The 13,797-nt window shown below is 41.6% G+C and carries 8 protein-coding genes and 2 tRNA genes; 6 read left to right on the top strand and 4 right to left on the bottom strand.

What is annotated here, in order from left to right; all coding sequences use genetic code 11:
• The first annotated feature begins 3 nt into the window (after nucleotides 1-3).
• Nucleotides 4-708 carry a ComF family protein gene (locus HMPREF9010_RS23275; protein WP_008646383.1) on the top strand — a complete coding sequence of 235 codons (705 nt, stop codon included), beginning with the start codon at nucleotides 4-6 and terminating at the stop codon, nucleotides 706-708.
• A 1,942-nt stretch (nucleotides 709-2,650) separates the two neighbouring features.
• On the opposite strand, the gene HMPREF9010_RS23280 is transcribed toward HMPREF9010_RS23275, so the two are convergent.
• A tRNA-Asn gene (locus HMPREF9010_RS23280) sits at nucleotides 2,651-2,724 on the bottom strand.
• Nucleotides 2,725-2,752: 28 nt separating this feature from the next.
• A tRNA-Asn gene (locus HMPREF9010_RS23285) sits at nucleotides 2,753-2,826 on the bottom strand.
• A 77-nt stretch (nucleotides 2,827-2,903) separates the two neighbouring features.
• Here HMPREF9010_RS23285 and HMPREF9010_RS23290 point away from each other — a divergent pair.
• Nucleotides 2,904-3,893 carry an adenosine kinase gene (locus tag HMPREF9010_RS23290; protein ID WP_004310711.1) on the top strand — a complete coding sequence of 330 codons (990 nt, stop codon included), beginning with the start codon at nucleotides 2,904-2,906 and terminating at the stop codon, nucleotides 3,891-3,893.
• Between the two features lie 45 nt (nucleotides 3,894-3,938).
• On the top strand, nucleotides 3,939-5,627 hold the full coding sequence (locus HMPREF9010_RS23295; protein ID WP_004310710.1) for a S41 family peptidase: 1,689 nt from the start codon (nucleotides 3,939-3,941) through the stop codon (nucleotides 5,625-5,627).
• Between the two features lie 142 nt (nucleotides 5,628-5,769).
• Here HMPREF9010_RS23295 and HMPREF9010_RS23300 read toward each other — a convergent pair whose 3' ends face one another.
• Nucleotides 5,770-6,969: a PAS domain-containing protein gene (locus tag HMPREF9010_RS23300; RefSeq protein WP_008646380.1), complete on the bottom strand. Its 1,200-nt coding sequence runs from the start codon at nucleotides 6,967-6,969 to the stop codon at nucleotides 5,770-5,772.
• Nucleotides 6,970-7,152: 183 nt separating this feature from the next.
• Here HMPREF9010_RS23300 and ahcY point away from each other — a divergent pair, with 183 nt between their 5' ends.
• Nucleotides 7,153-8,571 (top strand): adenosylhomocysteinase, encoded by a 1,419-nt coding sequence (ahcY, locus tag HMPREF9010_RS23305; protein ID WP_004302401.1) that lies wholly within the window; start codon nucleotides 7,153-7,155, stop codon nucleotides 8,569-8,571.
• Nucleotides 8,572-8,722: 151 nt separating this feature from the next.
• Nucleotides 8,723-11,251 (top strand): YfhO family protein, encoded by a 2,529-nt coding sequence (locus HMPREF9010_RS23310; RefSeq protein ID WP_008646378.1) that lies wholly within the window; start codon nucleotides 8,723-8,725, stop codon nucleotides 11,249-11,251.
• 218 nt (nucleotides 11,252-11,469) lie between these two features.
• On the opposite strand, the gene HMPREF9010_RS23315 is transcribed toward HMPREF9010_RS23310, so the two are convergent.
• Complete coding sequence (locus HMPREF9010_RS23315) at nucleotides 11,470-12,066, bottom strand: hypothetical protein (protein WP_008646377.1); 597 nt, start codon at nucleotides 12,064-12,066, stop codon at nucleotides 11,470-11,472.
• A gap of 391 nt (nucleotides 12,067-12,457) precedes the next feature.
• Here HMPREF9010_RS23315 and HMPREF9010_RS23320 point away from each other — a divergent pair, with 391 nt between their 5' ends.
• Nucleotides 12,458-13,789 (top strand): TolC family protein, encoded by a 1,332-nt coding sequence (locus HMPREF9010_RS23320; protein ID WP_008646375.1) that lies wholly within the window; start codon nucleotides 12,458-12,460, stop codon nucleotides 13,787-13,789.
• Nucleotides 13,790-13,797: the final 8 nt, after the last annotated feature.

Genomic DNA, 13,797 nt, shown 5'->3' with positions numbered 1-13,797 from the left:
ATTATGAAACACACACTTCTTATCAAAGACTGGCTTAGTTCCTTCTTATCTTTGCTATTTCCCCGTTGCTGCGTTGTTTGCGACCGGCCGTTAGCAAAGGGTGAAGAATGTATCTGTACAGTATGTAATATCAATCTACCCCGTACTAATTATCATCTTCGAAAAGATAATCCGGTAGAACGGCTCTTCTGGGGACAAATCCCTTTGGAACGGGCTACTTCTTTTTTCTTTTATGAGAAAGGAAGCGACTTCCGGTTGATTCTTCATCGGTTGAAATATGGTGGACAAAAGGAAATAGGTGCAATTATGGGGCGGTATATGGCTGCCGAACTTTTGTCTTCCCATTTTTTTCAGGAAATTGATGTGATAATCCCCATACCGCTTCATAAGAAAAAACAGCAAATCCGTGGTTATAATCAGAGTGAGTGGATTGCCCGTGGTATTGCTGCTGTAACAGGAATACCCATCGATACAGAATCCATATTGCGTAAGAAAAATACGGAAACGCAAACGCGTAAATCTGTGTTTGAACGTCGGGATAATGTGGAAGGTATCTTCGAGCTTCAGCATCCCGAAACACTTGCCGGAAAACACATATTGATAGTTGACGATGTGTTGACCACTGGTTCTACTACTCTGGCATGTGCTTCCTGCCTAGTGAATGTGGAAGGAATACGGATTAGTATATTGACGTTGGCAACGGCTTAAATTTGTTTCAAGAATGTATAAAGGGCTTCTCAAAGATGACTTTTTATAAAAAAAACGAGATTGAGAACCGAATGAATTAATAATTTCTTATATTTGCACTGTCGTAGATCGACATGTTTTTATGTTTTTGAAGAAAAAAAGCGTTTAGCAGATTTCTGTGCAAGCGAAAAGTCGAAAATTCAAATACGCACATGAAACAGTAAAATGCTCCTTGCGATATGCGGGGGGTATTTCCTGTTTGTGCGTATAGGGCTTCGACTCCCTCGCTTGCGGATAGGCAAATGCCCTACCGCTTTTTTTGTATATACAGGGTTTGTAAAAGGGCGCAAACCATCATTTGTTATAAATGGAAAGAACAAAAAAGATATGCCCGCTTTCTCCTCAAAGCAATCGTGTGATTTGCTTGAGAATACCCTTCTTGGCTGCATCGCCATACAATCAAGAAATCATCCGGCTGGACATCTCTTATGGTATTCTTTCCTTCTTTTATGTATTTAAACCGATTTGAAATGAATGAAGATAGAGAAATAAACAGGTTCGGCTAAGACCCCAAGACGAGGTGGTTTATATCCAAACGGTAGGACTGCCTCGTCTATTTTTTCATTAAACAAATGAAGTGTCACGGCGAATCTATAGCAGCCAGTTGGTTGTGGTTTGCTATTTTTCGCCAAGATCTAATGTTATTTAAACTTTAAAGGCAAGTCAAATGGGACGGAGTGGTGTCTGACGGTTAAAAGGTCGAAAACATTACATTTATGTGTAACTACTTGCCTTTATCAAGAAACGATGAGGTACGACCAGTATCAGAGGGGGACTAATGGATTTATCCGGGAGGTTCCCCTTATTCTTTCGTCTTTGTTCTCAAACTGATCCCCAAATCCCCAATATTCAGACTAAGCCGCCGTTTTCAAACTGAACCGCTGTCTTTGGAGTAGTAGCAAATCAGCGGGGATAAATTTTAGATTAGTTTGAAAAATCGGGGAACAGTTTAAAAGTTTGGGTAATGTGCTTTAGGGCAGCCTATACCAAAAAAGTTCGTTCCTGCACAGTTTTGAGCTAAACGAATGCATGCCTCGCCACCGTATCTCCGTTAGGTGTGCCAATAAGACTTTTTTAATTGCCCAAACAAATTATCTTTATTGCCTAGTCAGATTATCTCAATTAGCTACTTTTACTTCGTTCCACTATAATGGAACGAAATAAAAATAGCAAGTGGAACGAATCTGGATAGGCAAACGGATAAATAGAAATGCCCAATTAAAATCATTTCCTATGAATAGACGATTCGACTCATTCCATATGGGTTTTGAACAATTCGATGCTCTTTTCTATAACATGTTCAATTCTTCCAGCTCCTTCACTTTTCTTCTGTATTGCCGATAAACAAGGAGTTTGCAGGTGAATAGCCGCCCCTTCACCTTCTCTTCATCGTGAATCAAGTCAAATTGCTACTTTCAGATTCCACCATTAAGCAAGATTAGTAAAGCTATTTCGTAATTAGTTTCAACCCTATTTGAAACTAGATGTTTCACGCCGAGAAACAAAGTGTTTCAAGCAGTGAAACGAAGTGTTTCTCGGTGTGAAACGGATTGTTTCAAGCCTTGAAACAATTTTTGAAACTAATCGCTACAGGAGAAGAGATGGTGAAGTTGTTATCCTTCACCCGCAAATTCCTTATTCATCGGAGAGACAGAGAAAAGATGAAGGGGGACATGGAAAAATGGAAAATAAATATCCAATAAGAGAATTTATTCAATTCTGTTGTGATTCAATACCACACCAGTTAATCACTATTTAATTCCTTTTTGTACCGATATGATGTACCTACTTTTAGAGATATGGTTGTTCTGAGCCAAATCCCACAAGATATATTATTAGTCCTTTGGATGATAAGAAAGGTGAATAAATAGAAAAGCCACCCTTCTAGGTGGCTTCTTTTTTGCTCTTCCTCTTGGACTTGAACCAAGGACCCTCTGATTAACAGTCAGATGCTCTAACCGACTGAGCTAAGGAAGAATGTTTGCAATCAAGATTTCAACTTTTGCTCTTCCTCTTGGACTTGAACCAAGGACCCTCTGATTAACAGTCAGATGCTCTAACCGACTGAGCTAAGGAAGAATGTTTTTCTCAATTGCGATGCAAAAGTACTAGGTTTTTTTGAAATATGCAATATCTTTGCAAAAAAAATATTAGGAATGGACAAAATAATAGGATTGGGCAACGCCCTGGTAGACGTACTCGCAACCCTGAAGGATGATACTCTTTTGGATGAAATGGGTTTACCCAAAGGAAGCATGCAGCTCATCGATGACGCTAAGTTACAGCAGATTAACACAAAATTTTCACAGATGAAAACTCACTTGGCAACAGGCGGATCGGCAGGAAATGCCATCCTCGGACTGGCTTGTTTGGGTGCTGGAACAGGGTTTATCGGAAAAGTGGGAAATGATAATTATGGAGAATTTTTTCGTGAAAATCTGCAGAAAAATAAGATTGAAGACAAATTATTGACCTCGGATCGACTGCCTTCCGGTGTGGCATCCACTTTTATTTCACCGGATGGAGAGCGCACTTTCGGAACCTATCTGGGAGCAGCGGCTTCTTTGAGAGCAGAGGAACTGACCTTGGATATGTTTAAAGGTTACGCGTACCTATTTATAGAAGGCTATCTTGTTCAGGACCACGAAATGATTCTTCACGCCATTGAACTGGCTAAAGAAGCCGGTTTGCAGATTTGTCTCGATATGGCTAGTTATAACATTGTGGCTAATGATCTGGAATTCTTCACCTTGTTAATAAACAAATATGTCGACATTGTCTTTGCAAACGAAGAGGAAGCGAAAGCCTTTACCGGCAAGGAGCCGGAGGAAGCTTTGAGAGTGATTGCCAAGAAATGCAGTATTGCTATTGTAAAAGTCGGGGCAAATGGTTCTTATATCCGCAAAGGGACAGAAGAAATAAAGGTTTCGGCCATTTCGGTTCAAAAAGTGGTAGATACTACCGGTGCCGGTGATTATTTTGCTTCCGGATTCTTATACGGATTGACTTGCGGATATTCGTTGGATAAATGTGCAAAAATAGGTTCTATTCTCTCGGGAAATGTTATTCAGGTAATCGGAACAACGATATCACAGGAACGCTGGGATGAAATTAAGTTAAATATTAACAGGGTTCTGGCGGAATAACAAAGGATTGAGCTACTTTTACGACTCATTTAGATTGAAAGAGGTATGAAAAAATTGCTGAACAGGCAGATAGCTATTGTTGCAGTAGCGGTGATAGCAACAGTTGCTTTCTTTAGTTTCAAGAGTGGAGACGACCGTAATTTCCAGATTGCAAAGAATCTGGATATATTTAATGCGATTGTGAAAGAACTGGATATGTTCTATGTAGATACCATTGATCCGAATAAAACGATTCGGGAAGGAATCGATAATATGCTTTATACGCTGGATCCTTATACGGAATATTTCCCGGAAGAAGATCAGAGTGAACTGGAGCAGATGATTAAAGGATCATTTGGTGGGATGGGTTCTTACATTGCTTATAATACGAAACTAAAACGTTCGATGATTTCTGAACCTTTTGAGGGAACGCCTGCTGCAAAAGCCGGTCTGAAAGCGGGAGATATACTGATGGAGATTGACGGACAGGATCTTGCCGGTAAGAATAATGCGGAAGTCAGCCAGATGTTACGCGGACAGGCAGGTACCAGTTTTAAGCTAAAGATTGAGCGCCCGAATGAGAAAGGTGGACGTACGCCGATGGAGTTCACGATTGTACGTGAGTCTATTCAGAATCCGGCGATTCCTTATACTGCCGTATTGGATAATAATGTAGGTTACATTAGCCTTAGCACTTTTTCCGGCAACCCTTCCAAAGAGTTTAAGAAAGCATTTCTGGATTTGAAGAAACAGGGAGCTACTTCGTTGGTGATAGACCTCCGTAGTAATGGCGGTGGATTGCTGGATGAAGCAGTAGAAATTGCGAATTATTTCTTGCCGCGTGGAAAGGTGATTGTAACGACCAAAGGGAAAATCAAACAAGCTAGTAACACTTATAAGACATTGCGCGAGCCGTTGGACTTGGATATTCCGATTGCGGTATTGGTAAATAGTGGAACCGCTTCTGCTTCCGAAATCTTATCAGGTTCTCTGCAGGATCTCGACCGTGCCGTTATCGTTGGTAACCGTACCTTCGGAAAAGGACTGGTACAGGTTCCCCGCTCTTTGCCTTATGGCGGAACGATGAAAGTGACTACCTCCAAATATTATATTCCAAGTGGACGTTGTGTACAGGCTATTGACTACAAGCATCGTAATGAAGATGGAAGTGTAGGAACCATTCCTGACAGTTTGACTAAGGTATTCCATACGGCTGCCGGACGTGAAGTACGCGACGGAGGTGGTGTAATGCCGGATATTGTTATCAAACAGGAGAAATTACCGAATATCCTCTTCTATCTGGTACGTGATAATCTGATTTTTGATTATGCAACTCAGTATTGTTTGAAACATCCTACCATCGTTGCTCCGGAGAAGTTTGAGGTGACAGATGCCGATTATAATGATTTTAAAGCGTTGGTGAAGAAAGCTGATTTCAAATATGACCAGCAAAGCGAGAAAATTCTGAAAACGTTGAAAGAAGCTGCCGAGTTTGAAGGGTATATGGATGATGCTTCAGAGGAGTTCAAGGCACTTGAGAAGAAGTTAAATCATGATCTTGACCGCGACTTGGATTATTTCTCATCTGATATAAAGAAGATGATTGCTACTGAAATTATCAAGCGTTACTATTACCAACGTGGTAATATCATCCAGCAGTTGAAGGATGATGACGGTTTGAAGGAAGCGATGAAAATTCTGAATGATCCGGTGAAATATAAAGAAATGCTTAGTGCTCCGGCTGCTAAGGAATAAATGAATATATTTCAAACATAGATATATGCGGAAAACGCGGTTTTGTTACCAACAAGCCGCGTTTTCTGTATATCTATATTTAATTGTAAATAGTCATGTAAGGTCATGCCTGGACACAGATATTTGTGTCCTTAATCGATCTTTATTGACGAATCAAAGGTAGGGTAAAATAGAATCTGCTTCCCTGGCCTTCCTGGGAGCGCAACCAGATACGTCCACCCATCTTCTCTACTAACATTCTGCAAAGAGTTAATCCCAATCCTGTTCCCTGAACAAAATCGTCGACCTTTCCAAAGCGCCGGAAAATTGTGGCAATTCTTGCTGCCGGAATGCCGATGCCGCTATCTTTAACGTAGAACTCTACAAAATCCTCCTTTTCCCGATAGCCGAAATGAATTTCTCCTTTCGGGGTAAACTTCGTAGCGTTACTAAGCAAGTTACTTATAATTTGTATGATGCGATTCCAGTCTCCCGAAGTATACATGTCCGTATCTACGTCGTCCAGAATAAGTTTGACACCGTTTTGCGTCTTATGACAGAATTGTTGTTCCAGCTGCAGGCAGATATCTATTAATTTGATCGGGCGGATATTGAATTTTAGAGAATCAGCTTCAAGTGATGCCAGATCCAGAATATCATTGAATAGATTCAGCAGCATTTCCGAATTTCGTTCGATGATTTCCGAATATTGATTCTTCTCTTCTGCAGATGTTGCGTAAGTGATTAGTTTGGAGAATCCTACAATGGCATTGAGCGGGGTACGTATTTCATGACTCATGTTTGCCAGAAAAGCAGATTTCAATCGGTCCGACTCTTCCGCTTTGATTCTGGCAGCCTTTAGTTCTTTCTGTTGCTGGGCATTCGTCTGTTCCGCCTCCCATTGTTGGGATATATCACGGCACATACACAACAGATACTCTTTATCCAAAGGAAAGATACGGTTTTCGTAGTGATGTAAAACACCATTCAACATAAGATCGTGTCTGGCTGTTGAACTTTCTCCTGTGAGAATCACCTTATCCATATTCTTGCGGACACTTTCATAAGCCTCTTTGGGCAGAATGTCTTTTACGTTAGTGGTAGTGATATTGTTGGGGCTGATACCTTCTACGTGATTAGTTGCCGGAGAAGAAGCAAGCTCTATAATATTGGCGTCATGGTCGAAGACGGTGAGCATGTCAGGAAGAGCATCCAGTATCCGGGTACTATATTTATCACGAAAACGTCCTTTGGAGGGAGAGGAAGAATCTGAAGAATGAGAGGAAAGGAAATCTATTTTCTTCTCTAATTGTTCGATTATTTCTAAAAGATCCTCCTTTGTTTTGTTTTCGTAATTTCTCATAGAAGATTCATTATTATTCATTAGAATGTTGTAGAAGTTGTTTTATCTGTTGCAAATATAAAACAATATTCCGAGATGCTGACAGCCTCCCTAGTTATTATAATATAAAAAAAACGGATAACTTTTGCCCTACTAATCAGAATGTTCTATCTTTGCATCCATTATATATAAATGATTTACAATATGTCTACAGAATTATTCTCTACTCTGCCCTATAAGGTGGCAGATATTACACTTGCTGATTTCGGACGCAAGGAAATCGATTTGGCAGAAAAAGAAATGCCCGGCCTGATGGCTCTTCGCGAAAAGTATGGAGAATCCAAACCGTTAAAAGGTGCCCGCATTATGGGGTCGTTGCACATGACCATTCAAACGGCTGTGCTGATTGAAACATTAGTGGCTTTAGGAGCTGAAGTACGTTGGTGCTCTTGTAATATATATTCAACGCAGGATCATGCTGCTGCTGCGATAGCTGCTGCCGGTGTACCGGTATTTGCATGGAAGGGCGAGACTCTTGCCGATTATTGGTGGTGCACGTTGCAGGCATTGAGCTTTGACGGCGGCAAGGGACCGAATGTGATTGTAGATGATGGCGGTGACGCGACAATGATGATCCACGTGGGTTATGATGCTGAAAATAATGCTGCCGTATTGGATAAGGAAGTACACGCGGAGGATGAAATAGAACTGAATGCTATCTTGAAGAAAGTGTTGGCAGAAGACAGTACTCGCTGGCATCGCGTAGCGGAAGAAGTGCGTGGCGTATCTGAAGAGACTACGACAGGCGTACACCGTTTGTATCAGATGCAGGAAGAAGGCAAATTGCTGTTCCCGGCATTCAATGTAAACGACTCGGTAACGAAATCTAAGTTTGATAATCTGTACGGTTGCCGCGAATCGTTGGCCGACGGAATCAAGCGTGCAACAGATGTGATGATTGCCGGAAAAGTAGTAGTGGTATGCGGTTATGGTGATGTGGGTAAAGGCTGTTCTCACTCCATGCGTTCTTATGGAGCGCGGGTGCTCGTGACGGAGGTAGACCCGATCTGTGCACTGCAGGCTGCAATGGAAGGTTTCGAAGTAGTGACGATGGAAGAGGCTTGTCTGGAAGGTAACATCTTCGTGACTACGACAGGTAATATCGATATTATCCGTATCGACCACATGGAGAAAATGAAAGACCAGGCTATCGTTTGCAACATCGGCCATTTCGATAATGAAATTCAGGTAGATGCTTTGAAACATTATCCGGGCATCAAATGTGTGAACATCAAACCACAAGTAGACCGTTATTATTTCCCGGATGGACATAGCATTATCTTGTTGGCCGACGGTCGTCTGGTAAATCTGGGATGTGCAACAGGACACCCGTCATTCGTGATGAGTAATTCATTTACCAATCAGACATTGGCGCAGATAGAACTGTTCAACAAGAAATATGATATCAATGTATATCGCTTGCCGAAGCATCTGGACGAGGAAGTGGCTCGCCTGCATCTTGAAAAGATCGGTGTGAAACTGACTAAGCTGACTCCCGAACAGGCCGCTTATATTGGTGTATCGGTGGACGGACCTTATAAAGCAGATCATTATAGATACTAATTTGATTTACGATTAGACGATTTACCATTTACGATTGATAAATAAGGGAGATCGATATTCCACTGTTATCAATTGTAAATGTTAGATTGTCCGGTCGTATTTATTTTTATATTCAAACTTCAATCGTAAATAGTAAATCGTGTCATCGTAAATGAAAAAGTTTCTTCCTGACTTAATAGCCATTCTGGCTTTTATCATTCTTTCTTTCGCCTATTTTTTTCCGGCTGATATCGAAGGTCGTATCTTGTTTCAGCATGACACGGCTGCCGGAGTCGGTGCAGGACAAGAATCGAAAGAGTATCTCGAGCGTACCGGAGAACGTACGCGCTGGACAAACTCGATTTTTGGAGGTATGCCTACTTATCAGATGTCTCCGAGTTACGACTCGACAACGTCCCTGAAAGGGGTGGAGAAGGTTTATCGCCTCTTTCTCCCGGATTATGTAGTGCTGACTTTTATCATGATGCTGGGATTCTATATCCTCTTGCGGGCGTTTGGAATATCGGCCTGGCTGGCAGGATTAGGCGGAGTGATATGGGCATTCTCTTCCTATTTCTTCATTCTGATACCGTCAGGGCATATTTGGAAGTTTGTGACATTGGCTTATATACCACCTACGATTGCAGGTGTCGTTCTGGCTTACCGGAAGAAATACCTGTTGGGCGGAATCGTTACGGCCCTGTTCATCGCCCTTCAGATTCAGTCGAATCACATTCAGATGAGCTATTATTTCATGTTTGTGATTCTGTTTTTTGTAGGAGCTTACTTTGAAGATGCTTACAAAAAGAAAGAATTGCCTCATTTCTTCAAGGCTAGCGGGGTTTTAGCACTGGCTGCCGTGGTAGGAGTCTGCATCAATATTTCCAATCTGTATCATACGTATGAATATAGTAAGGAGACGATGCGCGGCAAGAGTGAATTGAAGCAGGAGGGAGCTGCTGCCAGTCAGACTAGTAGCGGATTGGATCGTGATTATATAACCAACTGGAGTTATGGTATCGGTGAAACGTTGACGTTGCTGGTTCCGAATGTAAAGGGGGGAGGATCAGGATCTACGATGTCGCAAAGCGAAGTTGCTATGGCAAAGGCCAATCCAATGTATAGCGGTATTTATTCACAGTTTCCACGACAATACTTCGGTGAACAGCCATGGACAGCCGGTCCGGTATATGTGGGGGCATTTGTGATGTTCCTGTTCGTATTAGGTTGTTTCATTGTGAAAGGTCCTCTCAAATGGGCATTGCTGGGAGCTACTATCTTTTCGATTCTGCTTTCATGGGGAAAGAATTTCATGGGATTGACGGACTTCTTTATCGATTACGTTCCGATGTACAACAAGTTCCGCGCTGTTTCTTCCATTCTGGTGATTGCTGAATTTACCATTCCTTTGCTAGCGATTTTTGCCTTGAAAGAGATTTTGAACAAGCCGGATACGTTGAAATTGAAAGAGAATCGCGGAGGCGTGATTGCTACTCTGGTATTGACTGCCGGTGTTGCGTTGATTCTGGCGGTTGCTCCGGGAGTCTCCTCCTCCAGCTTTGTTACAGCACAAGAAATAGCTACTTTGGAGCAGGTGCTTCCTGCCGAATCTCGTGCTCAACATCTTGCGCCGATTGTAGCCAATCTGACCGAAATGCGTAAAGCTATTGTTGCTTCAGATGCATGGCGCAGTTTCTTTATTATCGTGATTGGTTGCCTGTTTTTATTCTTATATCAACAGCGGAAGTTGAAAGCTTCTTTCACACTGGCTGGCATTGCGCTTTTGTGTTTGGTAGATATGTGGAGCGTCAATAAACGCTATTTGAATGACGAACAGTTTGTGCCGAAATCCAAGCAGACGGAAGCGTTTGTTAAAACACAGGCGGATGAGATGATCCTTCAGGATACTACTTTAAATTATCGTGTGTTGAACTTTATAGGCTTCCCCGGTAATACGTTTAATGAAAACAATACAGCATACTGGCATAAAAGTGTCGGTGGCTATCATGCAGCGAAGCTCCGTCGCTATCAGGAAATGATAGATCATCATATCATGCCCGAAATGCAGGAAACCTATCAGGCGGTGGCTACTGCCGGCGGACAGATGGACAGTGTAGACGCTTCCAAATTCCGTGTACTGAATATGCTGAATACAAAATACTTCATTTTCCCTGCCGGTGAGCAAGGACAGGCTGTTCCTGTCATGAATCCTTATGCATACGGTAATGCATGGTTCGTAGATAAGGTGCAGTATGTAAATAATGCAAATGAAGAAATAGATGCTTTGAACGATATTCTTCCAACGGAAACAGCCGTAGTGGATGTGAAGTTTAAAGAACAGCTGAAAGATGTGACAGAAGGATATAAAGATTCACTATCTACCATCCAGTTAACCAGTTACGAGCCAAATCGTTTGGTTTATAAGGCCTCCACTCCTAAAGACGGAGTTGTTGTTTTCTCTGAAATATATTATCCGGGATGGCAGGTGACTATTGATGGCCAGCCGGTGGATATTGCCCGTGCAGACTATATCTTGCGTGCGATAAATGTACCGGCAGGGGAACATACCATCGAAATGTGGTTTGATCCACAAAGCATACAGGTTACAGAAAGTATTGCTTATGCAGCACTGGCTTTGTTGCTGATCGGAGTTATGGTTCTTGCGTGGACGCAGCGAAACAAGATTGCGAAGAAGTCTTAAGCGAAATGTAATAGAGGTCGTTCAAAAGCCTTGATCTTATAAAAATCACCTTTACTGCACGATATGTTGCAGCAAAGGTGATTTTCTTTTTAGGGACTTTTCAAACTCATATCAAATAAGGGCGGCTCTCTTCCTCACGAAGAGAGCCGCTACTTTACATTCACTAAAAAATTATGAAAAACAAACGCTGTTCATAGAAACATATTAAGTGTGATGTTTTAGAGATTTTTTTGTTCAAAGTCCGGACCCTTGTCAGGATGATTATCTTTGTGCATTCTTCTTTGAGAAGCTTTTTTACGTGCGGAATTTTGTTCGGCCTGCCATTTCTCATACTGTTCTTTTGTCAGAATCTTTTTTATTTTCTTTTCTTTGGTTTCTGCGGCTTTCTTTTGTGAGTCGGCAGAATTGGTATCTCTGCTCATCATCGGACCACCTCCCATTCTGCCCGGGAAACCATCTTCTCCCATCATTGGCGGTTGTCCTCCACCCATTGGCGGACGTCCTCCCTGCATACCGGGACCTTCTCCCATTGGTGGGCGATAGTCATCCGAATTTTGCATAGCCTTGAAAAATGCTTTTTGCTCTTTCAGGTTCAGCTTATATATTTTCTTATATTGTTTATCTGTCAGTTGGAGCAACTTATTCATTTGCTCAGTCATCTGGGTTGCTACCTTCTCTGGATTCAGAACTTCGCGTGGAAGATGCTTTTCTTGTTGCTGCCTTTCTTGCAGCTCATTGGCTTCTTGTGCATCTATAAAACCTGCACAGCATGTTAAGCTGACTGCCAATCCTATCAATTTCATGTTTTTTCTCATTTCTCTTACTGCTTTTATTAGTTTTAATATCTCAAAGCTAAGTAGATACTGGAGCAGATAAAAATAAAATCGACTAAGGGTGGAGATTTGTCTATCAAATGCCTGACTTTTCTTCGTCCGATGGGTTTATGCTATTATGCTTTGGGGTGGAGGAAGGTTCCCTACCTTGAAACTACAACAGTAACCTATCACCATTCTGAAAATACGATGAATAAAGGGTTTGATAATATAGGTGATAGGTTGAAAGAGGATTCTTGTTTTTATCTATGAGAGTGACTGTCCATTCATTTACCCATTGAAAAAGGAAAATATGAATATAAACAAATAGTTTGTGGATAGTCTCATTATGCTATAAGCTGCTAAATTTGTAGCCAATAATAGAGCATATATTATGAAAAGACTACTATTCATTTTTTCCTTTTTTTTCTTGTTCGTGTTAAACGGAAAAACACAGGAGGTAGAGATTCTGACATTAGAGGATTGCCTCCGCATTGGTATTGACAATAACTTGTCGCTAGAAGGAAAACGTAAAGAAATACAAAGAAGTAAGTATGGCGTATCTGAAAACCGTTCGAAGCTGTTGCCGCAAATAAATGCGATAGCCGGTTATAGTAACAATTTTGATCCTCCGGTGTCCGTCACAGACGGATCATCTTACGGTGTTCCTTATAATATAACGCAGACGCTGCAACATTCTGCTAATGCAGGACTGGAAATGCAGATGCCGCTTTTCAATCAGACTCTTTATACTTCTATGTCCATAGCTAAAGTGATGGAAGAAATCAGTCGTCTGTCTTATGGAAAAGCCAGGGAAGATGTTATTCTTCAAATCAGTAAGATGTATTATCTCGGACAGGTCACGGCCGAACAAATCATGCTGATAAAAGCAAATATCACCCGTCTGGAAGAATTGAGAGATATTACACAGGCTTTCTTCGATAACGGAATGTCTATGGAAGTCGATCTGAAAAGAGTCAATATCAATTTGGAAAATCTGAAGGTGCAATATGACAATGCACAAGCAATGATGAAACAGCAATTGAATATGCTGAAATACATTATGGATTATCCGGCTGAAAAGGAAATCGCGTTGACACCGGTAAATACCGATAGCATTACTACGGTAGCCCTGACCGGCTTGTCGGAAAATATCTATGAACTTCAACTCTCACAATCGCAAGTGCAACTGGCGGAACGGCAAAAGAAGATCATTGCTAATGGATATATCCCTTCTCTTAGTCTGACAGGCAGCTGGCGATATGCTGCATATACGGATAAAGGTTATCATTGGTTTCACTCCGGTCCGTCCAATCAATGGTTTCGTTCCTATGGAGTGGGGCTAACCTTGCGTATTCCGATTTTCGACGGACTGGATAAAACCTATAAAATAAAGAAGGCGATGATCGATATAAAGAACAAAAGACTGGCATGGGAAGATGCCCGGAAGAATCTGCAAACTCAATATCTGAATGCTGTGAACGACCTGATGAACAATCAGCGTAACTTTAAGAAACAGAAGGATAACTACTTGCTTGCCGAAGATGTGTACGCAGTCACTTCCGACCGTTACCGGGAAGGCATTGCTTCTATGACGGAAGTGCTGCAAGATGAAATGCAGATGAGCGAAGCTCAAAACAACTATATCAGCGCACATTATAACTATCGGGTGACTAACCTGATGTTGCTTAAACTGACCGGACAAATAGAATCATTAGTCAAATAACAATCATA

The organism is Bacteroides sp. 3_1_23, assembly GCF_000162555.1.
In the GTDB taxonomy this organism is placed as follows: Bacteria; Bacteroidota; Bacteroidia; order Bacteroidales; family Bacteroidaceae; genus Bacteroides; species Bacteroides ovatus.
The sequence above is the reverse complement of the archived record's forward strand: the minus strand, read 5'-3'. Positions and strand labels throughout refer to the sequence as shown.

Excerpts from the sequence above, each read along its gene's own strand:
- HMPREF9010_RS23275 (WP_008646383.1), top strand. The coding sequence starts at position 4 with ATGAAACACACACTTCTTATCAAAGACTGGCTTAGTTCCTTCTTATCT.
- HMPREF9010_RS23290 (WP_004310711.1), top strand. The coding sequence starts at position 2,904 with ATGGACAAAATAATAGGATTGGGCAACGCCCTGGTAGACGTACTCGCA.
- HMPREF9010_RS23295 (WP_004310710.1), top strand. The coding sequence starts at position 3,939 with ATGAAAAAATTGCTGAACAGGCAGATAGCTATTGTTGCAGTAGCGGTG.
- HMPREF9010_RS23300 (WP_008646380.1), bottom strand. The coding sequence starts at position 6,969 with ATGAGAAATTACGAAAACAAAACAAAGGAGGATCTTTTAGAAATAATC.
- ahcY (WP_004302401.1), top strand. The coding sequence starts at position 7,153 with ATGTCTACAGAATTATTCTCTACTCTGCCCTATAAGGTGGCAGATATT.
- HMPREF9010_RS23310 (WP_008646378.1), top strand. The coding sequence starts at position 8,723 with ATGAAAAAGTTTCTTCCTGACTTAATAGCCATTCTGGCTTTTATCATT.
- HMPREF9010_RS23315 (WP_008646377.1), bottom strand. The coding sequence starts at position 12,066 with ATGAGAAAAAACATGAAATTGATAGGATTGGCAGTCAGCTTAACATGC.
- HMPREF9010_RS23320 (WP_008646375.1), top strand. The coding sequence starts at position 12,458 with ATGAAAAGACTACTATTCATTTTTTCCTTTTTTTTCTTGTTCGTGTTA.